We start from the raw sequence: 23,280 nt of genomic DNA on the forward strand, positions 1-23,280 counted from the left end.
CCGCACCCCCACCCGGCCACCCACGTCAGTATCCTGGAATGGGTGGCCGGGTGGGGGTGCGGGCCGGGTGCCGGACCTCAAAATGCGCCCCCTGGCGCATCGTCAAACGGTCTCTTAGGGCCTTTGGAAACCTCAACTTTGCGCTGTGCGCAGCGGTCTGCAGGAGTGGCGAAACCCGCCCTTGCGCACGAAGCGCGCGCCGCGGCCACAGCATGCGTTATGCGCCCGGTGCCAAAGGGCGGCATCCCAAAGCGCATGGTACTTTGGAAGGGCGGGGCGCCCTCCAACCTTCCCTCTCCGGCCATCACTTAGCGCCGTTGGGCGTGCGGCCCGGTTCAGCGCAGGCAGCGCAGGAAGACGGTCGAGGCATTGGCGACTTCGCCGATTTCGGCCGCGGTGCGCAGCGGGCCGGTAGGGTCTTCCAACTGCGGCTGGACGCCGTGCTCGCGCATGAAGTCCACCGCTTCGGTGTGCTTCACCGCGAAATTCACATTCTGCGGGATGTCGCCGGTCGCCTGCGCGATACGCTGCGCATTGAGCTTCGAAACGATCACGCCCACCACATGGCCGTGCAGGTCGAGCAGGGGGCCGCCTGAATTGCCCTGCTGGACCGGCGCGCTGATCTGGATCTGGCGCGGATTGTCGCCAAGCCCGGCCAGGGCCGAGACATCGCCTGTCGTCAGCGTCGGCCCGGAGGACAGCAGCCCTGCCAGCGGGAAGCCGTAGGTCACGACATTCTCGCCGCGCCGGACCGCGGCGGTGCGGCGGAAGGGCAGGACCGGCCCGGCATCCGCCTCGGTCCGCAGCAAGGCGAGATCGCGCTGAGCATCGACGGCGATGACGGTGGCCGGGATCTGCGCGCCGGAGGAGGTGCGCGCGATCATTGCCGTGCAGCCCTCGGCGACATGATGGTTCGTCATGATCTGACGCGGCGCGACGACGAAGCCGGTGCCGGAGGAGACGTCACGCGGCGGCTGCCGGTCCGGGGCGGGGCCGCCGGGCACGCGCGGCATCGCGGCGCCGAGCGGTGGCGGTTTATCGCGCGGCAGGGCGGCCATCGGGCCAGGGGCGCGTCCGGTTGGCGGCGGGCTGGCCTGTTGGCGGCCGAGCGGTGGCGGCTTGTCGCGCGGCAGTGCCAGTTGTGGGGCGGCGCGAGGCGGCGGGGGTGGCTGGGCCGCCGGCGGCAGGTTGCCAAGCGACCCGCTCGGCTTCTGGGCGACGGCCGGAAGCGCGGCCATGGCCAGGGCAAGAGCGACGAATGGCAAGGGTGAGCGCATGGACGAAGCGTGCAGGGTCGCGGCCCTGCCGGTCAATCGTCCGTGTGTGACCGAGGTCGCGCCGCGCGAAGTCTTTCAGATCAGTCCTTCGCGCCGGAAGGACAGGTGGCGGCCATTGCCCACCACCAGGTGGTCATGCAGCACGATGCCGAGGACGGCGGCGGCCGCTTTCACCTCCTGCGTCATCGCACAGTCGGCGCGCGACGGCGTGGGGTCCCCGGAGGGGTGGTTGTGAACGAGGATCAGCGCCGTCGCCTGCAGTTCCAGCGCGCGGCGGACGACCTCGCGGGGATAGACCGGCGTGTGGTTCACCGTGCCGCGCGTCTGGGCCTCGTCGGCGATCAGGCGGTTGCGGGTGTCGAGGAACAGCACGCGGAACTGTTCCACCTTCTCGCGTGAGAGCACGGCGGTCAGGTAGCCGATCAGCCGGTCCCAATTGTCGAGTACCGGGCGGTCGATGATCTCGGCGCGGGCGAGGCGGAGCGCGGCGCCCTGGACGGTGCGCAGAGCCGCCGCGCCGGCCTCGCCGAGGCCCTCGACCTCACGCAGGTCGGTGAGCGGCGCCGCGAGGGCATTGGCGAAGGAACCGAAGCGGGCGAGCAGGGCGCGGGCGACCGGCTTGGTGTCGCGCCGCGGCAGGGCGAGGAACAGCACCATCTCGAGCAATTCATGGTCGAGCAGGGCATCCGGTCCGGCCTGCAGCAACTTGGCCCGCATGCGGGCGCGATGGCCGAGATGGCCGGGCGGCTCGGGCTCGCTGACCGGGGCGTCGATGCCGATCAGGAAGCCGGGGCCGGCTTCGGCGAAGTGCTTGGTTCGCGACATGCCTGGTCCGCAATGGTGCCTGCCGGAGGGGCCGGGGGCTGCGCAACCCAAGGTAGATGTATTTTTTTGAATATCAACGCAAAGAGCAGCGTTTGCGTGCCCCGCTGCCCCGGGCGGTCACCCGGTCTGATGCGTCTTGTGCAGCCCGGCCGGCGAGAGGGTGAAGATCTCCACTCCGGTCTCGGTCACGCCGATCATGTGTTCGTATTGGGCGGAGAGCGAGCGGTCGCGCGTCACCGCGGTCCAGCCGTCATCGAGGATTTTCACCTCGGGCCGGCCGGCATTCACCATGGGTTCGATGGTGAAGAACATGCCGGGGCGCAGTTTCGGGCCTTCGCCGGGGCGGCCGAAATGCAGCACGTTCGGCGGGGCGTGGAAGTGGCGGCCGATGCCGTGGCCGCAGAAGTCGCGCACGACGGAGAAGCGTTGCGCTTCGACGTAGGTCTGGATGGCGTGGCCGACATCGCCGAGCGTCGCGCCCGGCTTGACGGCCGCGATGCCGCGCATCAGCGCTTCATAGGTGACGTCCATCAGCAGCCGCGCCTTGGTCGAAGGCGTGCCGGCCACATACATGCGGCTTGTGTCGCCGAACCAGCCATCGAGGATGACGGTGACGTCGATGTTGATGATGTCGCCATCGGCCAGCACGCGATCGCCGGGGATGCCGTGGCAGACCACATGGTTGACCGAGGTGCAGGAGGACTTGGTGTAGCCGCGATAGCCGAGCGTCGCCGGGACCGCGCCATGATCGACCATGAAGTCATGGCAGAGCTGGTCGATCGCGCCGGTCGTGATGCCAGGGCGGATATGAGCCGCGATCATGTCGAGCGTTTCGGCGGCGAGGCGGCCGGCCTTGCGCATGCCCTCGAAATCCTCGGGGCGATGGATGATGATGCGACGTGGTTCGCCGGCCTGCTGCTCCATCAAACTGTCCGTAAGTCTTGAGTGAATTGAGACTCGAAGATGCGCTCGCGACCTCCCGGTTGCAAGCGCGAGGGATCACCTTCCGGCTTTCTCGCCTGTCCCGCGCTCGACCGTTCCGAAGGCGTCGGCGAGGCGGGCCGTGGCGCTGCCGGGCCGTGCCGCCTTCGGTTGGCCCTCGGCGGGGGACCAGCCGGTCAGCACCATCAGGCGCAGCGTCGCCGGGACGCCTTGGGCGACGCTCGGCAGGCGGGCGGCGGCGAGGGGGAACAGCGCCCGCGGCGGGGTGCGCCGGTCGCGTGCCAGTACGGCGTTGGTCTCGCCGGCCGCGCGCAGGTCGGCGAGCAGGGCGAAGGGGTCGCGATAGGCGAGGGCGATGTCCTCGGCATCGGCGACCGGCATGGCGAAGCCGGCGCGTTGCAGCAGGCCCGCGCCGTCGCGCAGTTCCGGGAAGGGGGAGACGCGCGGGGACAGGCCGCCGCGCAGTTCGGCCTCGGCCTCGGCGGTGGCGGCGCGCAGTTCCTGCAGGGTGGGCAGGCCGGGCAGCATGGCGAGGAACAGACCGTCCGGCGCCATGGCGCGGCGGATCTGCACCAGCGCGCCGGGCAGGTCATTGACCCAGTGCAGCGAGAGGAAGGCGACCACCAGGTCGAAGGAGCCTTCCGCGAAGGGCAGCCATTCCTCGTCCATCGCGACCGGCAAGCCGCCGGCGCCACGGACCAGGGCAGGGGAGAGGTCGGCCGAGATGACCTGCCCGACCCCGCGTGCGGCCAGGCGCGGCGCGATCATGCCACGGCCGCCGATCTCAAGCGCGCGGGAGAAGCGTCGCGTGGTGTCGTCCAGACGGTCGAGCAGGCGCTCGGCGGCCTCGGTCAGGATGGGGGCGACGCGGTGTTGGGTGGCCGCCGCGCGGTCACGTCGGCGCCGCACCAGGGTGCGGTCGAAGATTGCGGTCGGGTCGGCCATGGGCGGACAGATGCGCCCGGCCGCGAGCTGCCGCAAGCCGGGGAGGTTCCCGCCCAGGCCGATCCGCCGTAGCGTCCGGCACATCGCGAGGACGCGCCACGGCGCGGGCAGGGACAGGAAGCGCATGCCAAAGCAGATCGATGCCGCCACGCTCAAGGGTTGGATCGCGGATGGGCGGGAACTCGCCATCCTCGATGCGCGGGAGGAGGGGGAATTCGGGCGTTCGCACCTGTTCTGGGCAATTCCCTGCCCGCTGTCGAAGAAGGAGTTTCGCGCCCGGGCGCTGCTGCCCCGCCTCGCCACGCGTGTTGTCTGCGTTGATGGCGGGGAAGGGTACGCGGCGCAACTCGCTGCCTACCTCGAGGGCATCGGCTGCACTGATGTGGGCGTGCTGGCGGGCGGCACGCCGGGCTGGATCACCGCAGGCTACACCGCTTTTTCCGGCGTCAACGTGCCGTCCAAGGCCTTCGGCGAATGGATTGAGCATCACTATGAGACGCCCTCGGTCGATCCGGGTGAGCTGAAGGCGATGATGGATGCCGGCACCGACATGGTGGTGCTGGACAGCCGGCCCATCGACGAGTTCCGCCGCATGACCATCCCGACAGCGGTGAATGTGCCGGGCGGCGAGCTGGTTTATCGCATCGGCGAATTCGTCACCCGGCCCGAGACGACGATCGTGGTGAACTGTGCCGGGCGGACGCGGTCGATCCTGGGCGCGGAATCGCTGCGCAGCGCCGGCGTGCCCAACAAGGTGGTGGCGCTGCGCAACGGCACGATGGGTTGGGAATTGGCCGGCTTCACCTGTGACCGCGGCCGTTCCGACCGTTACCCGGACCGGACGCCCGTTGGCGTCGAGACGGCTCTCGACCGGGCCGATCGGTTCGCTCGCAAGAATGGCGTCCGTTTCATCACCCGCGCCGAGTTCGAGCGGATGCAGGGTGAGCCCGGCCGGACGACCTATCTGCTCGATGTCCGCGATCCGGCGGAATTCAACGCCGGGCATCTGGTCGGCAGCCGCTCGGCGCCCGGCGGACAATTGGTGCAAGCGACGGACCAATGGGTGGCGGTGCGCGGGGCGCGCATCGTGCTGGTGGATGACACCGGCGTGCGCGCGCGGATGACCGGCGGCTGGCTGCGCCAGCTCGGCGGCTGGGATGTCTGCGTGCTGACCGATGGGCTGCAAGGGCGGATCGAGGAGGGCAGCTGGGCGCCGCATTGCCCCGAGGCCGAGGCACTCCGAATCCCGCATGTCACCCCGGCCGAACTCGCCGTGCTGGCGGGGGAAGGGGCGGCGCAGGTGGTGGACCTCGCGCGCTCCATCGACTTCCGCGACGGCCATGTGCCTGGCGCGCTGTGGGGCATCCGCACGCGGCTGGCGAGGCTGTCCGACCGGCTGACCGGGGATCGCCAGATTGTCGTGGCGGCGCCGGAGGAGGCGCAGGCGCGTCTGGCGGCGGCTGAATTGCAGGGATTCGCCAAGGCGCCCGTGAAGATCCTCGCCGGCGGCACCAAGGCCTGGGCGGCGGCCGGCTTCCCGATGGCGGCCGATCGCCGCGACCCCGAAGATGCCGATTGCGTGGATTTCTACCTGCGGCCCTACGACCGCAACGAGGGTATCGAGGAAGCCATGCACGCCTATCTCTCCTGGGAGATCGATCTGGTGCATGAGGTCAAGAAGGACGGCGACGCGCCCTTCGGCGCCTGGGTCTGACGTGGCTGCCGGGCTGCAGCGGCTGACATCGGGGGCGCGCCAGGTGACGGCGCGGTTGCTCGATGCGCTGCTGCCGCCCCGCTGCCTCGCCTGCGAGGCGGAAGTCGCCGAGCAAGGGACGCTGTGCGCCACCTGCTTCATGGCGCTTTCGCCCGTCACCGCCCCGTTTTGCGAACGCTGTGGCGTACCCTTCACCCATGACGGCCAGGCGCCGGCGCGCTCGGCGGATGGCGGGCCGATTTGCGCCGGCTGCGATGCCGGCAGCCCGCTATTCCGCACGGCGCGTGCGGCGTTTCGCTACGGGCCGGGCGCGAAGCGGCTGATCCTGCCGTTCAAATATGGCGACCGGACCGATCTCGCGCGGCCGCTCGCGCGACAGATGGCGCGTGCCGGCGCCGAGTTGCTGGCGCGCGCGGAGCTGATTGTCCCGGTCCCGTCCCATTGGCGGCGCCTGGTGGCGCGACGCTACGACCAGGCGGCGATGCTGGCCCAGGCGCTTGGTGCGATCGCCGGGCGGCCGGTGGTGCCGGACATGCTGTGCCGCAGCCGCGCCACCCCGCATTTGGGCGACAAGCGGGCGATGGAGCGGGCGATCGCCGTCTCTGGCGCCTTTACCGTCTCCCGCCGCGGCCGGGCGCGGCTGGCTGGGCGGCAGGTGCTGCTGGTCGATGATGTGATGACGTCCGGATCCACGGTGAATGCCTGCGCGGTCGCCTTGCTGGCGGGCGGTGCGGCGGCGGTCGATGTGCTCGCCGTGGCACGGGTGGCGGATCCAAGGCTCGGGGTGTCTTGATCTGCGGGCGCGTCGCGCCAATTCTGCGGCCATGGCCAAGATCGAAATCTATACCCAGGACTTCTGCGGCTACTGCGCACGCGCCAAGGCGCTGCTCGACCGCAAGGGCATTCCCTATGAGGAAATCGATGCTCCGAACGGTTCCGCCGCGCGGGCGGCGGCGACCAGCCGGTCCGGCGGGCGGACCACCGTGCCGCAGATCTTCATCGACGGGCAGCCAATTGGCGGCTCGGATGAGCTGGTGGCGCTGGAGCGTGCGGGCAAGCTCGACGCGCTGCTGGCCGCGTAGCACCGGGTCTGGCACTGTCGTCATCGCAGTGCCACATGACGATGAAGTGAGGGCGCGACGGGCGACCTCTTAGGGATGACGGAGCGATGATCCACTACCAGCTGCGTTGCACGAGCACGGCCGAGGAGCATGCCTTCGACGGCTGGTACAAGGACAGCGCGGCCTTTGAGACGCTGTTGAAGGCGGGACTCGTCGATTGCCCGGTTTGCGGCGGGACAAGTGTCGCCCGCGCGCTGATGGCGCCGGCCATTCCGAAGAAGGGCCGCCCGGCGCGCAACGCCGTTGTCCCCGCAGCACCCGTCGAGCCGGTCGCCGCCGCGAGCCCGCCGGCGGAGACGGCGCCGGTCGCAGCCGGGCCGATGCCGGCGCAATTGCGCGCCATGCTGCAGAAGCTGCGCGCCGAGGTGGAGAAGAACTGCGACTACGTCGGCAGTGATTTCGCCGACGAGGCACGCCGCATGCAGCGCGGTGACTCGGAACGTCGCGGCATCTTCGGCGAGGCGACCGACGCCGAGGCTGAGGCCCTCCAGGAGGAGGGAATCGAGGTCGGCCGCATCCCGTGGGTGCCTCGGGCGGACGGCTGACGAGCCGATCCGGGGGCCTCGTGCTCGTATTCAGCTATGGTGTGCCAAAATCGGGCAGCACGCTGGCCTTCCAGATCGCCCGCGCCGCGGCTGTGGTCGGCGGTCATCCACAACGGCTTCTGCCGCTGCCATTGCGCACGCCGGGCCACAAGGTGAATTTCCAGCAGCGGCTGGATCCGACGCTGTTGCGGCGGGTGGCGGAACGGGCCGGCGACCGCATCCTGATCGTTAAGACGCATGATACCCCGGGCCCGGAATGGGTGGCCGCCTATCGTGACCTGGCGGCGCGGGGCCAGGCGGCGGCGATCATCAATCACCGCGATCCGCGCGACATCTGCCTGTCACTGTGCGATGCCGGCCGGGCGGCGCGGGCGCAGGGCGAAGACGCCTTTGCGGAATTCGTGACACTGGAGGACGCGGCCGCGCGTGTCGGGTCGTATCTGCGGGAGCTCGACGGCTGGCGGGATCTGCCCGGGCTGCTCGAGCTGCGCTACGAGGTCTGCGCCTTTCGGATGGATGAGGCGATCACCTCCATCAAGGCGCATCTTGGCCTGCGCGGCCCGGCCTGGCCGGTGCGGGTCTATGCCCGCCACATCGCCTTCACCCACCGCAACAAGGCGGTCCCGGAGCGGCATATGGCCGAGCTGAGCCCGGCGCAGCGCGCGAGCCTCGATGCGGTCTTCGCACCCTATCTGGACGCTATGGGCTACCGGCGGGTTACGGCTGCCGCGCCATGACGATGTAGTTGACCCCGACATCGCGCGTCGCCCGCCAGCGGCCGGTCAGCTTGTCCATGGTCATGCCTGCGATGTCGGCGACCGCCAGGCCCGCGCCGCGCAGCCCGGCGCCCAGTTCCGAGGGCGTGACGAACATCTTCCAATCGTGCGTACCGATGGGGAGCATGCGCAGCAGGTATTCGGCTCCAAGCTTGGCCATCAGGAAAGAACGCGGCGTCCGGTTCAGCGTCGAGAGAAAAACCAGCCCGCCCGGCCTTGTCGCCCGCGCCAGCGCGGCGAGGAAGGCCTCCCGGTCGGCGACGTGTTCGATCACCTCGAGCGCGATGACGGCGTCGAAGGTGGTGTTTGCCGGCAGGTCCTCGGGCAGGCCCTCGCGGTAGTCGATCGCCAGGCCGGCGGCGTCGGCATGGGTGCGGGCGGCCTGCAGCGCTTCCCCGGCGGCATCGAGACCGGTGACGGCGGCCCCTCGGCGGGCCAGGGCTTCCGAGGCTAGGCCGGCGCCGCAGCCCACATCCAACAAGGTCAGCCCGGCCAGCGCATCGGCAGCGGCCGGGTCCCGGCCATGGTGGCGGGCGAGGCGTTCGGCGATCCAGCCGGTGCGCAGCGGGTTCATCCGGTGCAGCGGCCTCATCGGCCCATCCGGGTCCCACCAGCGGGCCGCCAGGGCGTCGAATTTGGCGATTTCCGCCCCCAGCATGGTGCCGGCCTGCGACATGATGTCCCTTCCAGGGCCGGGGCCCGTTGACGGCGCGGGTTGCGCCTGGCCCGCCCCATGGGTATCTGTCCCGCCCCGTCGCTCGGCGCAACCGCCGGCGCCGGCCTTTCCCGCCCGGCCCCAGGAACCAGACCGCCGCCGATGGCCCGTATAGTCATGAAGTTCGGCGGCACCTCCGTCGCCGATCTCGATCGCATCCGCAACGTCGCCAACCGCGTGAAGCGGGAGGTCGATGCCGGCCATCAGGTCGCCGTCGTCGTCTCCGCCATGTCGGGGGTGACCAATCAGCTGGTCAAATGGTGCCAGGACCTCTCGCCGCTGCATGATGCGCGCGAATACGACACGGTCGTCGCGACCGGCGAGCAGGTCACGACCGGCCTGACCGCCATCGCGCTGCAGGCGATCGGCGTCGATGCGCGGTCGTGGCAGGGCTGGCAGGTGCCGATCATCACCGACCAGGCGCATGGCAAGGCGCGGGTCGAGAAGATCGACGGGGCGTCGCTGATCGAGCGCATGGAGGCCGGCCAGGTGCCGGTGATCGCCGGCTTCCAGGGCATCGAGAACACCCGCCACCGGATCACCACGCTTGGTCGTGGCGGGTCGGACCTTTCGGCGGTGGCCGTCGCGGCGGCGGTCAAGGCGGATCGCTGCGACATCTATACCGATGTGGATGGCATCTACACGACCGACCCGCGCATCGTGCCGCGCGCGCGCAAGCTCGACCGCATCTCCTTCGAGGAAATGCTCGAACTCGCCTCGGTCGGTGCCAAGGTGCTGCAGACCAGGTCGGTCGAACTGGCGATGAAACTCGGCGTGCGGGTGCAGGTGGTCTCGAGCTTCGAGGACAAGCCTGGCTCGCTCGTGGTGGATGAGGACGAGATCGTGGAACAGCCCGTGGTTTCCGGCATCGCGTATTCCCGCGACGATGCCAAGGTGACGCTGCGTCGCGTGCCGGACCGGCCCGGGGTGGCGGCGGCCGTGTTCGGCGCCATGGCGCGCGCCAATGTGAATGTGGACATGATCGTCCAGAACATCGGCGCCGACAGCACCACCGACATGACCTTCACGGTGGGCAAGGCGGACCTCGCCCGCGCGCAGGACGTGCTGGGCAAGGCGCAGGCCGAGCTTGGCTTCGAGGCGCTGATCGCCGACCCGGATGTGGCGAAGATCAGCGTCGTCGGCATCGGCATGCGCAGCCATGCGGGTGTCGCGAACACCATGTTCGGGGCGCTCGCCGAGAAGGGGATCAACATCCAGGTGATCTCCACGTCCGAGATCAAGGTCAGCGTGCTGGTCGCCGCCGACTACACCGAACTCGCGGTGCGCGCGCTGCACACCGCCTACGGGCTGGATGCACCGGCATGACCGATAACGCCCCGGCGCCCGATTGGGCCTATGCCGAGCTGGATGGGCTGATGGCGCGGGGCGCTGCCTTCTTCGGCAGCCGCTATGCGTTGATGGGCGGGGCGATGTCCTGGGTCAGCGAGCGGCATCTGGTGGCCGCGCTGTCCAATGCCGGGGCATTCGGCGTGATCGCCTGTGGTGCGATGGAACCGCCGCGGCTGGCCGAGGAGATCGCCGGCACCCAAGCGCTGACCAGCAAGCCCTTTGGCGTGAACCTCATCACCATGCATCCGCGGCTCGACCAGCTGGTAGATGTCTGCCTTGCGGCGCATGTCGGGCACATCGTCTTCGCCGGCGGCATTCCGCCGGGGTCTGCGATCAAGAAGGCCAAGGAAGGCGGGGCGAAGGTCGTCTGCTTCGCTCCGGCGCTGGTGCTGGCCAAGCGGCTGGTGCGCAGCGGTGCCGATGCGCTGGTGATCGAGGGGTCCGAGGCGGGCGGTCATATCGGTCCCGTTTCGCTCAATGTACTGGCGCAGGAGATCCTGCCGCACATGACCGACGTGCCGGTCTTCGTCGCCGGCGGCATCGGGCGGGGCGAGGCGATCCTGTCCTATCTGGAGATGGGCGCGGCGGGCGCGCAATTGGGCACGCGCTTCGTCTGCGCCACCGAATGCATCGCGCATCCGGCCTTCAAGCAGGCCTTCATTCGCGGCAATGCCCGCGATGCGATGCCGACGGTGCAGTTGGATGACGCCTTTCAGGTCATTCCGGTCCGCGCCCTGCAGAATGCCGGGACCAAGCGCTTCCTGGAGTTCCAGGCCGAGACCATCCGCCGCTTCCGCGCCGGCGAGGTGGAGAAGGACGTCGCCCAGCTCGACATCGAGCACTACTGGGCCGGTGCGCTGCGCCGCGCGGTGATCGATGGCGATGTTGAGAACGGCTCGCTGATGGCGGGGCAGTCGGTCGGGATGGTCACGAAGGAACAACCTGCCGCAGAGATCATCAAGGAACTCGTCGACCAGGCCGCCATGGCGATCGCCGCGCGTCGCCGCAACGCGGCCTGACCGCCTCTCACGGACGGGACGGGCCTTTGCGGGGAGGCCCGCGCGGGTTAGAAGCCGCCCGTCGATCCTGGACCCTCATGAAGCGCACCCAACGCCCCGATATCACTGCCGCTGAGGCCGCCCGCGTCGGTGAGGAACTGCGCGAGGCGCGGCTCACCCTCGGCGCCAGCGTCGAGGACATGGCCGAGCATCTGCGCATCAATCGCCGCTATATTCATGCGCTCGAGGAAGGGCGCGTGAAGGACCTGCCGGGTGCCGCCTATGCCGTGGGCTTCGTGCGGTCCTATGCGGCGGCCCTCGGCCTCGACCCTGACGACGCGGTGCGCCGCTTCCGTGATGTGACCGGCGGGGCGACGGTGAAGTCGGGCGAGTTGGTCTTCCCTGAGCCCGTTCCCTCCCGCGGGATGCCGGCCGGCGCCTTGGTCGCGGTCGGCGTGGTGATCGCGATCGGCGCCTATGTGGCTTGGTACAATTGGACCGGGGCCGGCAACCGGGTGGTCGACAGCGTGCCGCCGCTGCCGCCGCGCCTGGAAGAGGCCGCCCAGGAAGGCGGCCGCCTGCGCGACGGCGCGGCGCCGCAGGTGACACCGGTTGCGCCGGCGCCGGGGAGCGTACCTGCCGTCGTTGCGGCGCCGGCCGCGCCGGTCGATCCGAATGAGCCGCGTATCGTCATCCGCGCCCGGGGTGAATCCTGGATACAGGTGCGGGATACCAAGGAGAACCGGGTCCTATTGGACCGTGTGCTGCGCAACGGTGAAAGCTGGGCCGTGCCCAATCGTGACGGGCTGGTGCTGACCACCGGCAAGGCCGAGAACCTTGAACTCGTGCTGGACGGCGAGACAGCGACGACCACATTGACCGGCGCGACCGGCGTGCGTCGCGGTGTTGCGCTGGAGGTCGACAAGCTGCGCGTGGCGGCCACGACACTGGCACCGGGGCAGCCGGCCGCACCGCGTCGGTGACGTTGTTTTGGCGGCCGCGACGGTTGGCGCAGATCACGATCAGGTGGAACCAGCTGATCGGGTGATGATGCCCGCGAGAACCAGCAGCCGGAGTAGTTGCCGTGAGCTGGCGCGACCGGAATCCGCGCCAGCCGCCTTTCGAAGCGCCATGCGCATCGTCATATTGGCGGTGCCGCCGAGCTGAGGGACCCGTTCGCCATCATGTCCTATCGCCCCTACCAGCAGATCATGCGCCGCAAATCCCGGCAGATCGGCGTCGGCAAGGTTCGCGTCGGCGGCGATGCGCCGATCACCGTCCAGACCATGACCAACACGCCGACCGAGGACGCCAAGGCGACGATCGAACAGATCCGCCGGTCCGAGCTTGCCGGCGTCGACATCGTCCGCGTCTCCTGCCCGACCGAGGAAAGCACCGCCGCGCTGGCCGAGATCGTGCGCGAGGTGAATGTTCCGATCGTCGCCGACATCCATTTCCATTACCGGCGTGCGATCGAGGCGGCGCAGGCGGGGGCGGCCTGTCTGCGCATCAATCCGGGCAATATCGGGTCGAAGGATCGCGTGAAGGAGGTCGTCAGGGCCGCGCGGGATCATGGTTGCTCGATCCGCATCGGGGTCAATGCCGGCAGCCTGGAGAAGCATCTGCTGGAGAAGTATGGCGAGCCCAATCCGGAGGCGCTGGTCGAAAGCGCGCTGTGGCACGCCGATCACCTGCTCCAGGAAGGCTTCGACGAATTCAAGATCAGCGTGAAGGCGTCGGACGTCTTCCTCGCCGTCGCGGCATACCAGCAATTGGCGGAGGTTTGTGACCACCCGCTGCACATCGGCATTACCGAAGCGGGCGGCAAACGCGCGGGCACGGTGAAGAGCGCGATCGGGCTCGGTTCCCTGCTTTGGGCCGGCATTGGCGACACGCTGCGCGTCTCGCTCTCGGCGGAACCGGAGGAGGAGGTCTCGGTCGGCTGGGAGATGCTGAAGTCGCTGCATCTGCGCCATCGCGGGGTGAAGATCATCTCCTGCCCCTCCTGTGCCCGGCAGGGGTTCGACGTCATCCGCACGGTCGAGAAGCTGGAGGAGCGCCTTGCCCATATCGACCAGCCCATCAGCCTGTCGATCATCGGCTGCGTGGTGAATGGGCCGGGCGAGGCGCTGATGACCGATATCGGCCTGACCGGCGGTGGGGCGGGCACCCATATGGTCTATGCGGCCGGCAAGACCGACCACACCATCCGCAGCGATGAGATGGTGGACCACATCGTCGCCCTGGTGACCGCCAAGGCGGAGGTGCTGGCCGCCGAGAAGCGGGCCGCCGCGGCAGCCGATGACGCGAAGGCCCAGGCGGCGGAATGAGGCTTCCGGCCATCCTTCTGCCGGCCCTGCTGGCCGTCGCGCCAGCGGCGCATGCGCAGGTTGATGCGTCGGCGGATGCGACGGTCACCGGAGGGTCGGTACCCTGTTCGGAATTGAACAACCGGGCGATGGAAGCAACGCTGGTCATCCGTCAGCACGCCAGCGTGCTTTCGCCGGGCATCGATCAGGATTCCCGCGTGCAGGGTATCGTCACGCTCGGCTGGTTGGACCAGTGGGCGGGGCGGCTGCGCGGTATGCTTGATGTGGCCGAATCCATCGCGTGCTTCGACGATGGCGATATCGAGACTTATCGGCGCGCGCTTGCCATGGCCACGCGCGTGGCCAATACGGCGCGGGAAGAATTGCTCCGCCCAAGCCGCGCGGCGGCCCAGCAACAGCCGCCGCGCCGCCGCTACTAGACCTTCGGACACCGGAACCACTGGCATGACAGCCCTTCAGCCCGTCCGCGGGACACGCGACCTCATCGGCGAGGATTTCCGCCGCCACCAGGCGGTCACGGATGCGGCGCGCCGCGTCAGCGCGCTGTATGGCTTCGAGGAATGGGCGACGCCCATCTTCGAGGATACCCGCGTCTTTTCCCGCGGCCTGGGCGACAGCAGCGATGTCGTGATGAAGGAGATGTATTCCTTCGAGGATCGCGGCGGGGAATCCGTGACGCTGCGGCCGGAGATGACGGCCGGGGTGTGCCGCGCGATGGTCTCCAACGGGCTCACCCAGACCAACCTGCCGCGCAAGGTGTTCTATGCCGGGCCGATGTTTCGCTACGAGCGGCCGCAGAAGGGGCGCTACCGCCAGTTCCACCAGATCGGCATCGAGGTGCTGGGGGCGGCCGAGGCGCTGGCGGATGCCGAGGTGATCGCCTGCGGCTGGCATATCCAGCAGGAACTCGGCATCGACGACGGCACGGTGCTGGAAATCAACACGCTGGGCGATGCGGAGAGCCGCGCGGCCTATCGTGCCGCGCTGGTCGCCTATTTTTCGGCCCATCGGGACGCGTTGAGCCACGACAGCCAGGTCAGGCTCGAGAAGAATCCGATGCGCATCCTCGACAGCAAGGATGAGGGGGACCGCGTCATCGTCGCCGGTGCGCCGGTGATCGGCGGGCACCTGACCGAAGCGGCGGCCGGCTTCTATGCGGCCGTGCGCCGGCATCTGGACCGTTTCGGCGTCCCCTATCGGGAGAATCCGCGCATCGTTCGCGGCCTCGACTACTACAGCCATACCGCCTTCGAATTCGTCACCGACCGGCTTGGCGCGCAGGGCACGGTGATGGCGGGCGGGCGATACAACGGGCTGGTCGAGGAAATGGGCGGGCCGGCCACGCCGTCGGTCGGCTGGGCGGCGGGGATCGAACGGCTTTCCATGCTGCTGCCGGTAGCGCCGGCGGCGCCGCGCCCGGTTGCCGTGATCCCGGTGGGCGATGCGGCGGAAGGCGCCGCGCTCGACCTGCTGCAGGCGTTGCGCCGGGCCGGGGTGGTCGCCGAGATCGCCTATCGCGGCAATCTCAAGCGCCGGATGGAGCGGGCCAACCGCATCGGTGCTCGCGCCGCGGTGATTCTGGGCGATGAGGAAATCGTCGCCGGCGTCGCGCAGTTGCGCGACCTCGATGCCGGCACGCAGGAGAAGGTGCCGCTTGCGGAGGTGCCGGGGCGGCTCGGATGAGCTTCTCCTCGCGCCTTGATCGGCTGCTCACCCGCGCGGAGGAGTTGCGCCACGTCCTCTCGACCGCGCCGGGGGCGGATATCGGCGCGCTGTCCAAGGAGCTTTCGGAGCTCGAACCGCTGGTGGCGAAGGTCGGCGAGTTGCGCACAGCCGAGCGGGCGCGCGACGATGCGCGGGCGTTGATGGCCGACCCCGAGATGAAGGACCTCGCCGAGGCCGAATGGCTGGAGCAGAAGGAGCGGGTCCCGGCGCTGGAACGCGAGATCCGCATCCTGCTGCTGCCGCGTGACTCGGCCGATGAGCGCAGCGCCATTCTCGAAGTGCGGCCGGCGGCGGGCGGCGACGAGGCGGGACTCTTCGCCGCCGAACTGTTCCGCGCCTATCAGCGTTATGCCGAAGGCCGTGGCTGGCGGTTCGAGCTGCTCGACTACGATGAGAGCGACCTCGGCGGCATCAGGGGCGCGACCGCCGAGATCGCCGGGCGGGGGGTCTTTGCCCGACTGAAATTCGAAAGCGGCGTGCATCGGGTCCAGCGCGTGCCGGCAACGGAGACGCAAGGGCGCATCCATACCTCGACCGTCACCGTTGCCGTGCTGCCGGAAGCCGAGGAGGTGGATGTGCAGATCAATGACGGCGATCTGCGCATCGACACCTACCGTGCCTCGGGTGCCGGCGGGCAGCATGTGAACAAGACCGATTCCGCCGTGCGCATCACCCATCTGCCGACGGGCCTGGTGGTGGCGATGCAGGAGGAGAAGTCCCAGCACAAGAACCGCGCCAAGGCGATGAAGGTGCTGCGTGCGCGGATCTTCGAGCAGCAGCGCGCCGCGCTGGCGGCGACGCGGGCGGCGGACCGCAAGGGGCAGGTTGGCACCGGGGACCGCTCCGAGCGCATCCGCACCTACAATTTCCCGCAGGGGCGGGTGACCGACCACCGCATCGGGCTGACGCTGCACAAGATCGACCGGGTCATGCTCGGCGAATTCGACGAGATTTTCGACGCCTTGACCGCCGAAGACCAAGCGGCGCGCCTCGCGGCCGACGCCGGATGAGCGGCTGCGCCGATCCGGGCGGGTCGGTCGGCGCCTTCCTTTGCCAGGCGGGCCAGGTTCTGCGCGCCGCCGGCATCGAGGCGCCGCGCCAGGAAGCCCGCATCATGTTGTCCCATGCCATGGCCTGCCGGGAGGAGGACCTGCTGCGCGACCCGCGCGCGCCGGTGCCGGCCCTCGCTGCAGCGGCCTTCGGCGAGCTGTTGCGCCGGCGCGCCACGCATGAACCCATGGCGCATCTGCTCGGCCGGGCCGGCTTCTGGACCCTGATGCTGGAGACGAGCCCGGCAACGTTGATCCCGCGCGCGGATACGGAGGCGATTGTCGAGGCGGCGCTGGCGGCCTTCGAGGTGCCGGGGCGGATCGGCCGCGTGCTCGACCTCGGCACCGGCACGGGGGCGCTGCTTCTGGCGGTGCTCGCCGAATGTCCCGAGGCATGGGGTGTCGGGGTCGACCTTGCCCCGGATGCGGCGATGCTCGCCGCCCGCAATGCCGCAGCCAATGGGCTGGCGGGGCGTGCCGCCTTCCTGTGCGGGGATTGGGCGGCGGCGATTGCCGGCCGATTCGATCTCGTTCTGTCCAATCCACCTTATATAGAGACGGCGGCGGTGCCGCTGCTGATGCTGGAGGTGGCGCGATTCGAACCGACCTTGGCCCTCGATGGCGGGGTGGATGGGCTCGATGCCTATCGCCACCTGATGGGGGTCCTGCCGGGACTCCTGGCGCCGGGGGGGCGGGCGGTGCTCGAGATCGGGCAGGGCCAGCGAGCCGCAGTGGAGGCCCTGGCCGATGCGGCCGGGCTGGCGCCAGTGGCGGCGCGGCGGGATTTAGGCGGCATTGACCGTGCCCTGGTGGTCCGGGCGCGTTGATATCGATGGAATGTCCAGAAAACAGTTTGGCGACGCGGCGGCTCACCGCTATGGTCAGGGCAGCGGTCTGGATCCGGCGAAGTGCCGCATCCGTACCGGACCAGGCAGACTGCGGGCTTGCCCGCGCCATGGTCGGGACCGCCTGGATGCAACAATGCCGACCGCCGATACGCATGGCTCGCCCCGTCTGGGCTGCGATGCGCAGGGGCGGAGCGGATGCAGGACAGCGAAACACGATACGATGAACATCAAGCGCATGCGCGGCCGCGGCGGCAACCGCCACGGTGGGGGTGGCGGTGGCGGGCAGTTCCGTCATGGCGGGGGTGGCGGTGGCGGCGGGGGTGGTGGTGGTGGCGATCGCCAGCCGATGAACCGCAACCACGTTTTCGATTCCAGCGGCCCGGACATGCGTCTGCGCGGTACGTCGCAGCAGCTGTTCGAGAAATACCTGCAACTCGGCCGCGACGCGACCAGCGGCGGCGACCGGGTGATGGCGGAATCCTATTTCCAGCATGCGGAGCATTATTTCCGCATCCTCAACGCCATGAATCAGGCCGCGGCGCAGCATCAGCAGACGCAGCAGCGCCGGTTCCAGGGCGAGGGCGAGGGCGAGCCGCAGGGCGAAGCCATGGAAATGAATGGCCAGAACGGGTCGGACATGCCTGACGCCGACGAGACTGCGAGCGAGGCGCGCGAACCGGCCTGAACCCTGCGCCGGAGGGTCGCTGCCCCTTCGGCGCCGCCATGGCGCCGCGCTCTGCAAACGCCGCGCCTGCCAGGTGGGCCTGGCGCGCCGACCGGCGGCAGCCGCGGCGACCCTGCATGGGGTTGGCGGGGCGGCCGTGCGCCAGACGCGGATCGGCAGGCCGGTCGCGCACAGGAACGAATCCTGGCGCGACGGGGCTCAGTCGGTCGGTGCCAGCGCTTCCAGCGCGTCGCCGACGGCGATGCGGCCTCCTTCGATCACTTCGGCATAGACCCCCAGATCGACATGACCGAAATGGTCGCGCAGCCAGCGCGGCGGCATCGCGTCGCGTTCGCCGGTTGCCGGGTTCACCTCGGTCGCCGGGCAACGGACGATGCGCTTGATGACGCGCAGCCTGGTTTGGCCAAGCTGGATCTCCTGGCCGATCCAGTCGAATTCCGCCCAGGGGCTGCCGCCCGAGACATAGACATTGGCGCGGAAGCGTAGCGGGTCGAGCGTGGCGCCGGCTGCCTGTTCGAGCGCGTGGAGGCTCGACAGTCCGATGATGGAGACGACCTTCTTCGCGACGTCGGAGAAGGAATGGCCCGGCGCTTCGAGGAAGCGCGGCGTGCCGCGGGCGTCTTCACCCAGGTGGGCGGTCAGGGCGGCTGCGATGGCGGCGCGGCCTTCCTCGCTGCGGGTGCTGGCGAGCAGGGGCGGCTGGTCCGGCAGGCGCAGCAGCAGGTTGCCGCTGCGGGCGTCGAAGGCCGAGTGCACCAGGGCGAGCCGGGCATTGGCCATCAGGCAGGCGAAGTTACGCTTGGGCAGCCAGGCCGGTGCCGCCGGGTCGAAGGGCGAATCGCCCTGGGCCAGGGCGAAGCGGCGATCCTCCGGCAGGGTCTCGCCGGGGGTGAGGAGCACTTCCTCCATGGCCTCGGCCGTCAGGCCCTTCACGGGGTAGCGGTAGATGGTCTCGATACGCATGGCGGCCCCTTGAAGCAGATCAAGGACGAATACCACATGGTGATGCATCTAGGCGTGCCTGCTGCCCATCCGGGGGCGGGAGACGCCGTCCGCTCTGGAGAGGGACAAGAATGGACATCGAGAAGTTTACCGATCGGGCGAAAGGCTTTCTGCAGGCCGCCCAGACCATCGCCATCCGCGAGTATCATCAGCAGGTCACGCCGGCCCATCTGGCCAAGGCGTTGTTGGATGATGCCGAAGGGGCTGCCAGCGGGCTGATCCGCGCCGCCGGGGGCGACCCGGCGCGTGCGAAGCTTGCGCTGGAGGCGGCGCTGGCGAAGCTGCCCAAGGTTTCGGGCGGCGGGGCGGGGCAGCCCAATTTCACCCCGGACATCGTGCGCGTGCTGGATGCGGCCCAACAGCAGGCGGCCAAGGCCGGCGACCAGTTCGTCGCACAGGACCGGCTGTTGGTGGCGCTCGCTGCCAGCGAGGGCGACACGGGGCGCGCCTTCCGTGATGCCGGGGCGAATCCCCAGCAGCTCGAGAAGGCGGTCGCCGATCTGCGCAAGGGCCGCACGGTCACCAGCCAGAATGCCGAGGAGAGCTTCGACGCGCTGAAGAAGTATGCGCGTGACATCACGGAGGTGGCGCGGGAGGGCAAGCTCGACCCGGTCATCGGGCGCGATGAGGAAATCCGTCGCTCGATCCAGGTGCTGGCACGGCGGACCAAGAACAACCCGGTGCTGATCGGCGAGCCGGGCGTCGGCAAGACCGCGATCGTCGAGGGCTTGGCGCTGCGCATCGTGAAGGGCGACGTGCCGGAGGCGCTGAAGACCAAGCGTGTCATGGCGCTGGACCTCGGTGCGCTGATCGCTGGCGCCAAGTATCGCGGCGAGTTCGAGGAACGGCTCAAGGCGGTGCTCGCCGAGGTGACGGAGGCCGCGGGCGAGATCATCCTGTTCATCGACGAAATGCACACGCTGGTCGGCGCGGGCAAGGCGGATGGCGCGATGGATGCGTCGAACCTGCTGAAGCCGGCGCTGGCACGCGGCGAGTTGCACTGTATCGGGGCGACGACGCTCGACGAATACCGCAAGCATGTCGAGAAGGACGCGGCGCTGGCGCGGCGGTTCCAGCCGGTGTTTGTCGGCGAGCCGAGCGTCGAGGACACCATCTCGATCCTGCGCGGTATCAAGGAGAAGTACGAGCTGCATCACGGCGTCCGCATCACGGACGGCGCGCTGGTGGCGGCGGCGACTCTGTCGAACCGCTACATCACCGACCGTTTCTTGCCGGACAAGGCGATCGACCTGGTGGATGAGGCGTCCTCGCGCTTGCGCATGCAGGTGGATTCCAAGCCGGAGGAGCTCGACGCGATCGACCGGGATCTGATGCGGCTGAAGATCGAGCGGGAAGCGCTGAAGAAGGAACCCGACCCGGCATCGCGCGACCGGTTGGCGAAGCTGGAGAAGGAACTCGCCGACCTGGAAGAGCGGTCGAACGAGATGACGCAGCGTTGGGAGGCGGAGAAGGGCAAGGTCGTCGAGAGCCAGAAGCTCAAGGAGCAGCTGGACAAGGCGCGCACCGATGTGGAGTTGGCGCAGCGTGGCGGTGACCTCGCTCGGGCGTCGGAGCTGCTCTACGCCGTCATTCCGCAGATCGAGAAGAAGCTGGCCGAAACCGGCGACAGCGATGCGCGGCTGGTGAACGAGGCGGTGACCGAGGAAGGCATCGCCGCGATCGTCTCGCGCTGGACCGGCGTGCCGGTCGAGAAGATGCTCGAAGGTGAGCGGGCCAAGCTGCTGCGGATGGAGGATGCGCTCCGCCATCGCGTCGTGGGGCAGGAGGAGGCGCTGGAAGCCGTCTCCAAGGCCGTGCGGCGGGCCAGGGCGGGGTTGCAGGACCCCAACAGGCCGATCGGGTCGTTCCTCTTCCTCGGCCCGACGGGTGTGGGCAAGACCGAGCTGGTGAAGGCGTTGGCGCAGTTCCTGTTCGACGACGAGCGGGCGATGACGCGTATCGACATGAGCGAGTTCATGGAGAAGCACGCCGTCTCCCGGCTGATCGGGGCGCCGCCTGGCTATGTCGGCTATGAGGAAGGCGGCACGCTGACCGAGGCGGTACGGCGCCGGCCCTATCAGGTTATTCTGTTCGACGAGGTCGAGAAGGCACATGACGATGTCTTCAACGTCCTGCTGCAGGTGCTCGACGACGGGCGGCTGACGGACGGGCAGGGGCGGACGGTCGATTTCCGCAACACGATCATCGTGCTGACCTCCAACCTTGGCAGCCAGGCGATCGCGGAGTTGCCGGAGAATGCCGAGATCGACGCGGCGCGGCCGGCAGTGATGCGGGCAGTGCGCGAGCGCTTCCGGCCGGAATTCCTCAACCGGCTGGATGAGGTGGTGCTGTTCCGGCGGCTGGCACGCGGGGATATGGCCTCGATCGTCGATATCCAGTTGCAGCGGCTGCTGAAGCTGCTGGAGGACCGCAAGGTTCGGCTGGAGCTGGATGACAAGGCGCGGGAATGGCTGGCGGAAGCGGGCTACGACCCGATCTATGGCGCGCGGCCGCTCAAGCGCGTCATTCAGCGGAACCTGCAGGACCGGCTGGCCGGGCTGCTGCTGGAAGGCAGCATCAAGGACGGGGACGTGGTGCATGTGACCGCGTCGCCGGACGGCATCGAACTGCGGAACGAACTGGCCGCCGCGGCGTAATGCCGCTACGGGGCGGGCCGGCGGGTATGACCGCCGGCCCTATCCGGTGTCAGTCGCTCGCCAGGGCGACTTCGTCGCGCGTGCCGAAGCCGGCCACCAGGCGCGTCAGGGTCCGTTGGCGAGCACGGAAGGCGTTGAGCTCGGCGCCGGCAAGGCGGATGGCCTGCTGCACATGGCTGGCCGGATTCACCGGCCGACCATTCATCGCCACTTCATAGTGGAGATGCGGGCCGGTCGAGAGGCCGGTCGAGCCGACGGCGCCGACCACGGTGCCCTGCCGGACATGGCGCCCGGGAGCGATGTTGCGGGCGAAGCGGGACATGTGCGCATAGCGTGTCTCGACGCCGCTGTTGTGGCGGATGCGGACCATGAGCCCGTAGCCGCCTTCGCGCTTCGCCGAGACGATGGTGCCATCGGCCGCGGCGTAGATTGGCGTGCCCGAGGGGGCGGCGAAGTCGATCCCTTGATGCATCCGGTTGAAGCCGAGGACAGGATGGCTGCGCAGGCCGAAGCCGGAGGAGATCCGCGCGCCGTCCAAGGGGGTGCGCAGGAATGAGCGACGCAGGCTGCGGCCTTGCTGGTCGTACCATTCGGTGCTGCCGTCGCGGTCCCTGTGGCGCCATATTTCGAGCGTCCGCCCGGAGAGCGTCAGCGTCGCCTTGATGATCTGACCGTGGCCGAGCAGGTCCCCGTCATCGTCGCGGAAGCGGTCGAACAGGATGGCGAAGCGGTCGCCCGGCTTCAGGTCACGTTGGAAATCGACCTGGTGCCCGAGAATCCGGATCAGGGAGAGCGCCATGCCGGCCGGCAGGCCGGCGCGCGTCATGGCCGGAAACAGGCCTCCATCGACGGTACCCGACGCGCGTACCAGGAAGCGCGTGCGGGCAGCGACCTCCTGTTTGTCCTCCCAGCTGCCGTCGGGCTGGCGAATGGCACGGATGGTGCGACCCGGCTCGGGCTCCAGTTCGAGCTCGGCCAGGGTTGGCGTGTCACCGGTCGAGAGGCGGATGGCGATCTCGTCGCCCGGGCGAAGGGAGCTTGGCTGGAAGTGGCGGGCCAGGCTGGCGATGGCGGCGTGGGCCTCGGCCCTGTCCACACCGGCGTCATCAAGGAGACCGGCAAGGGTATCGCCGCGTGTGACGACAAGGACCCTCTCCTGAGATGAGGCGTCAGCTTCGGAAGGATCTGGCGCGTCCGCCGGCAAAGCCCCGGCGATTGCCGCCTCGACTTCGGGGACCGGCGGCAAGCTGGCGATCGACATAGGAGTGCCGGCTGGCGAGGTTTGGGACGAGGCGGCAAAGGGGATGGGCGCCGCCGACGCTTCGGAGGCCGGGGGCTGCGTCGTGAAATTCGCTGAGGGGCCGTAGGAAGCGGCTGGATAAAGCGCAAAAAGCGCGGACATGGCGATGGCCGGGCGGAGCCGCATCTTGGGGGTGACCTCCTTGGCTGCGGGTTCTGGAGGCGTTGGGCCATGGATTCGGCCTGCGTGACAAGCCGTTAATCCCCGGCCTTGAAGTTTCTTCGGAGATCAAGGGGGCAAGCCATGCGTCGAACGCATTGCACGAAAGACGGTGAAACCCGTTTGACATACCCGAGGGAGGTGAGTAGAAACCCCCCACGCCGACGATGTAGGGTGTTGACGAGGCGGGGATGACCCGGTAAGTTCTTCGCCCCGCTGAGAAAGGTGGGTTAACTGAAACGGTTTGATGGTGACCTCCCTGAGGTTATCTCGGGTCGGGTTGGTTTTGTTCTTTGACAAGAAAATCGGTTTTGGAA

22 protein-coding genes are annotated in these 23,280 nt (G+C 69.0%); 15 read left to right on the top strand and 7 right to left on the bottom strand.

The genetic code is table 11. The annotated features are described in order from the left end of the window. Nucleotides 1–335 precede the first annotated feature (335 nt). From IEY36_RS29145 to IEY36_RS29160, 4 genes are all read right to left on the bottom strand, one after another. Complete coding sequence (locus IEY36_RS29145; protein WP_229681684.1) at nucleotides 336–1,238, bottom strand: S1C family serine protease; 903 nt, start codon at nucleotides 1,236–1,238, stop codon at nucleotides 336–338. A 114-nt stretch (nucleotides 1,239–1,352) separates the two neighbouring features. After that, a complete protein-coding gene (radC, locus tag IEY36_RS29150) occupies nucleotides 1,353–2,102 on the bottom strand; it encodes a RadC family protein (protein WP_188973639.1) in 750 nt (249 codons plus the stop codon). A gap of 117 nt (nucleotides 2,103–2,219) precedes the next feature. Then, on the bottom strand, nucleotides 2,220–3,026 hold the full coding sequence (map, locus tag IEY36_RS29155; RefSeq protein WP_188973640.1) for a type I methionyl aminopeptidase: 807 nt from the start codon (nucleotides 3,024–3,026) through the stop codon (nucleotides 2,220–2,222). Between the two features lie 75 nt (nucleotides 3,027–3,101). Beyond that, complete coding sequence (locus tag IEY36_RS29160; RefSeq protein ID WP_188973675.1) at nucleotides 3,102–3,989, bottom strand: methyltransferase domain-containing protein; 888 nt, start codon at nucleotides 3,987–3,989, stop codon at nucleotides 3,102–3,104. 124 nt (nucleotides 3,990–4,113) lie between these two features. Between IEY36_RS29160 and IEY36_RS29165 the strand changes: the two genes are divergently transcribed. The 5 genes from IEY36_RS29165 to IEY36_RS29185 all read left to right on the top strand — a co-directional run bounded on the left by IEY36_RS29165 (nucleotide 4,114) and on the right by IEY36_RS29185 (nucleotide 8,106). Then, a complete protein-coding gene (locus tag IEY36_RS29165) occupies nucleotides 4,114–5,703 on the top strand; it encodes a rhodanese-like domain-containing protein (protein WP_188973642.1) in 1,590 nt (529 codons plus the stop codon). A 1-nt stretch (nucleotide 5,704) separates the two neighbouring features. Further along, entirely contained in the window at nucleotides 5,705–6,496 is a 792-nt protein-coding gene (locus IEY36_RS29170) for a ComF family protein (RefSeq protein WP_229681685.1), read from the top strand. A gap of 31 nt (nucleotides 6,497–6,527) precedes the next feature. Then, a complete protein-coding gene (gene grxC / locus IEY36_RS29175; RefSeq protein ID WP_188973646.1) occupies nucleotides 6,528–6,785 on the top strand; it encodes a glutaredoxin 3 in 258 nt (85 codons plus the stop codon). 86 nt (nucleotides 6,786–6,871) lie between these two features. Continuing rightward, nucleotides 6,872–7,369: a DUF1178 family protein gene (locus IEY36_RS29180; RefSeq protein WP_188973649.1), complete on the top strand. Its 498-nt coding sequence runs from the start codon at nucleotides 6,872–6,874 to the stop codon at nucleotides 7,367–7,369. A gap of 20 nt (nucleotides 7,370–7,389) precedes the next feature. Beyond that, nucleotides 7,390–8,106, top strand: coding sequence for a hypothetical protein (locus tag IEY36_RS29185; protein ID WP_188973651.1), 717 nt, complete (start codon nucleotides 7,390–7,392; stop codon nucleotides 8,104–8,106). Here the strand turns inward: IEY36_RS29185 and ubiG are convergent. Beyond that, nucleotides 8,087–8,821, bottom strand: coding sequence for a bifunctional 2-polyprenyl-6-hydroxyphenol methylase/3-demethylubiquinol 3-O-methyltransferase UbiG (gene ubiG / locus IEY36_RS29190; RefSeq protein ID WP_188973653.1), 735 nt, complete (start codon nucleotides 8,819–8,821; stop codon nucleotides 8,087–8,089). The two genes, IEY36_RS29185 and ubiG, sit on opposite strands and share 20 nt — an antisense overlap. 141 nt (nucleotides 8,822–8,962) lie before the next feature. On the opposite strand from ubiG, the gene IEY36_RS29195 reads away from it, so the two are divergent. The 9 genes from IEY36_RS29195 to IEY36_RS31500 all read left to right on the top strand — a co-directional run bounded on the left by IEY36_RS29195 (nucleotide 8,963) and on the right by IEY36_RS31500 (nucleotide 17,845). Continuing rightward, nucleotides 8,963–10,186 (top strand): aspartate kinase, encoded by a 1,224-nt coding sequence (locus IEY36_RS29195; protein WP_188973655.1) that lies wholly within the window; start codon nucleotides 8,963–8,965, stop codon nucleotides 10,184–10,186. Further along, nucleotides 10,183–11,229: an NAD(P)H-dependent flavin oxidoreductase gene (locus IEY36_RS29200; protein ID WP_188973657.1), complete on the top strand. Its 1,047-nt coding sequence runs from the start codon at nucleotides 10,183–10,185 to the stop codon at nucleotides 11,227–11,229. Before IEY36_RS29195 ends, IEY36_RS29200 begins: the two co-directional genes overlap by 4 nt. 77 nt (nucleotides 11,230–11,306) lie before the next feature. Then, nucleotides 11,307–12,191, top strand: a complete 885-nt coding sequence (locus IEY36_RS29205; protein ID WP_188973659.1) for a helix-turn-helix domain-containing protein — start codon at nucleotides 11,307–11,309, stop codon at nucleotides 12,189–12,191. A 198-nt stretch (nucleotides 12,192–12,389) separates the two neighbouring features. After that, on the top strand, nucleotides 12,390–13,538 hold the full coding sequence (ispG, locus tag IEY36_RS29210) for a flavodoxin-dependent (E)-4-hydroxy-3-methylbut-2-enyl-diphosphate synthase (RefSeq protein ID WP_188973677.1): 1,149 nt from the start codon (nucleotides 12,390–12,392) through the stop codon (nucleotides 13,536–13,538). A gap of 128 nt (nucleotides 13,539–13,666) precedes the next feature. Continuing rightward, nucleotides 13,667–13,957 (top strand): hypothetical protein, encoded by a 291-nt coding sequence (locus IEY36_RS29215; protein WP_188973661.1) that lies wholly within the window; start codon nucleotides 13,667–13,669, stop codon nucleotides 13,955–13,957. Nucleotides 13,958–13,982: 25 nt separating this feature from the next. After that, entirely contained in the window at nucleotides 13,983–15,221 is a 1,239-nt protein-coding gene (gene hisS, locus IEY36_RS29220; protein ID WP_188973663.1) for a histidine--tRNA ligase, read from the top strand. Continuing rightward, nucleotides 15,218–16,273: a peptide chain release factor 1 gene (prfA, locus tag IEY36_RS29225; RefSeq protein ID WP_188973665.1), complete on the top strand. Its 1,056-nt coding sequence runs from the start codon at nucleotides 15,218–15,220 to the stop codon at nucleotides 16,271–16,273. Before hisS ends, prfA begins: the two co-directional genes overlap by 4 nt. Beyond that, on the top strand, nucleotides 16,270–17,139 hold the full coding sequence (prmC, locus tag IEY36_RS29230; protein ID WP_188973667.1) for a peptide chain release factor N(5)-glutamine methyltransferase: 870 nt from the start codon (nucleotides 16,270–16,272) through the stop codon (nucleotides 17,137–17,139). The genes prfA and prmC overlap by 4 nt, the downstream gene beginning before the upstream one ends. Continuing rightward, nucleotides 17,114–17,845: a DUF4167 domain-containing protein gene (locus IEY36_RS31500; RefSeq protein WP_229681687.1), complete on the top strand. Its 732-nt coding sequence runs from the start codon at nucleotides 17,114–17,116 to the stop codon at nucleotides 17,843–17,845. Before prmC ends, IEY36_RS31500 begins: the two co-directional genes overlap by 26 nt. 198 nt (nucleotides 17,846–18,043) lie before the next feature. Here the strand turns inward: IEY36_RS31500 and IEY36_RS29240 are convergent, their stop codons facing one another. Next, a complete protein-coding gene (locus tag IEY36_RS29240) occupies nucleotides 18,044–18,808 on the bottom strand; it encodes an MOSC domain-containing protein (protein ID WP_188973669.1) in 765 nt (254 codons plus the stop codon). A 110-nt stretch (nucleotides 18,809–18,918) separates the two neighbouring features. Between IEY36_RS29240 and clpB the strand changes: the two genes are divergently transcribed. After that, nucleotides 18,919–21,504 carry an ATP-dependent chaperone ClpB gene (gene clpB, locus IEY36_RS29245; RefSeq protein WP_188973671.1) on the top strand — a complete coding sequence of 862 codons (2,586 nt, stop codon included), beginning with the start codon at nucleotides 18,919–18,921 and terminating at the stop codon, nucleotides 21,502–21,504. A 49-nt stretch (nucleotides 21,505–21,553) separates the two neighbouring features. Here the strand turns inward: clpB and IEY36_RS29250 are convergent, their stop codons facing one another. After that, a complete protein-coding gene (locus IEY36_RS29250; protein WP_188973673.1) occupies nucleotides 21,554–22,600 on the bottom strand; it encodes a M23 family metallopeptidase in 1,047 nt (348 codons plus the stop codon). Nucleotides 22,601–23,280: the final 680 nt, after the last annotated feature.

This window comes from Neoroseomonas lacus (assembly GCF_014644535.1).
GTDB lineage: Bacteria > Pseudomonadota > Alphaproteobacteria > Acetobacterales > Acetobacteraceae > Neoroseomonas > Neoroseomonas lacus.

Coding starts and splice junctions, on each gene's coding strand:
- IEY36_RS29145 (WP_229681684.1), bottom strand. CDS start 1,238: ATGGCCGCGCTTCCGGCCGTCGCCCAGAAGCCGAGCGGGTCGCTTGGC.
- radC (WP_188973639.1), bottom strand. CDS start 2,102: ATGTCGCGAACCAAGCACTTCGCCGAAGCCGGCCCCGGCTTCCTGATC.
- map (WP_188973640.1), bottom strand. CDS start 3,026: ATGGAGCAGCAGGCCGGCGAACCACGTCGCATCATCATCCATCGCCCC.
- IEY36_RS29160 (WP_188973675.1), bottom strand. CDS start 3,989: ATGGCCGACCCGACCGCAATCTTCGACCGCACCCTGGTGCGGCGCCGA.
- IEY36_RS29165 (WP_188973642.1), top strand. CDS start 4,114: ATGCCAAAGCAGATCGATGCCGCCACGCTCAAGGGTTGGATCGCGGAT.
- grxC (WP_188973646.1), top strand. CDS start 6,528: ATGGCCAAGATCGAAATCTATACCCAGGACTTCTGCGGCTACTGCGCA.
- IEY36_RS29180 (WP_188973649.1), top strand. CDS start 6,872: ATGATCCACTACCAGCTGCGTTGCACGAGCACGGCCGAGGAGCATGCC.
- ubiG (WP_188973653.1), bottom strand. CDS start 8,821: ATGTCGCAGGCCGGCACCATGCTGGGGGCGGAAATCGCCAAATTCGAC.
- IEY36_RS29195 (WP_188973655.1), top strand. CDS start 8,963: ATGGCCCGTATAGTCATGAAGTTCGGCGGCACCTCCGTCGCCGATCTC.
- IEY36_RS29200 (WP_188973657.1), top strand. CDS start 10,183: ATGACCGATAACGCCCCGGCGCCCGATTGGGCCTATGCCGAGCTGGAT.
- IEY36_RS29205 (WP_188973659.1), top strand. CDS start 11,307: ATGAAGCGCACCCAACGCCCCGATATCACTGCCGCTGAGGCCGCCCGC.
- IEY36_RS29215 (WP_188973661.1), top strand. CDS start 13,667: ATGGAAGCAACGCTGGTCATCCGTCAGCACGCCAGCGTGCTTTCGCCG.
- hisS (WP_188973663.1), top strand. CDS start 13,983: ATGACAGCCCTTCAGCCCGTCCGCGGGACACGCGACCTCATCGGCGAG.
- prfA (WP_188973665.1), top strand. CDS start 15,218: ATGAGCTTCTCCTCGCGCCTTGATCGGCTGCTCACCCGCGCGGAGGAG.
- prmC (WP_188973667.1), top strand. CDS start 16,270: ATGAGCGGCTGCGCCGATCCGGGCGGGTCGGTCGGCGCCTTCCTTTGC.
- IEY36_RS29240 (WP_188973669.1), bottom strand. CDS start 18,808: ATGCGTATCGAGACCATCTACCGCTACCCCGTGAAGGGCCTGACGGCC.
- clpB (WP_188973671.1), top strand. CDS start 18,919: ATGGACATCGAGAAGTTTACCGATCGGGCGAAAGGCTTTCTGCAGGCC.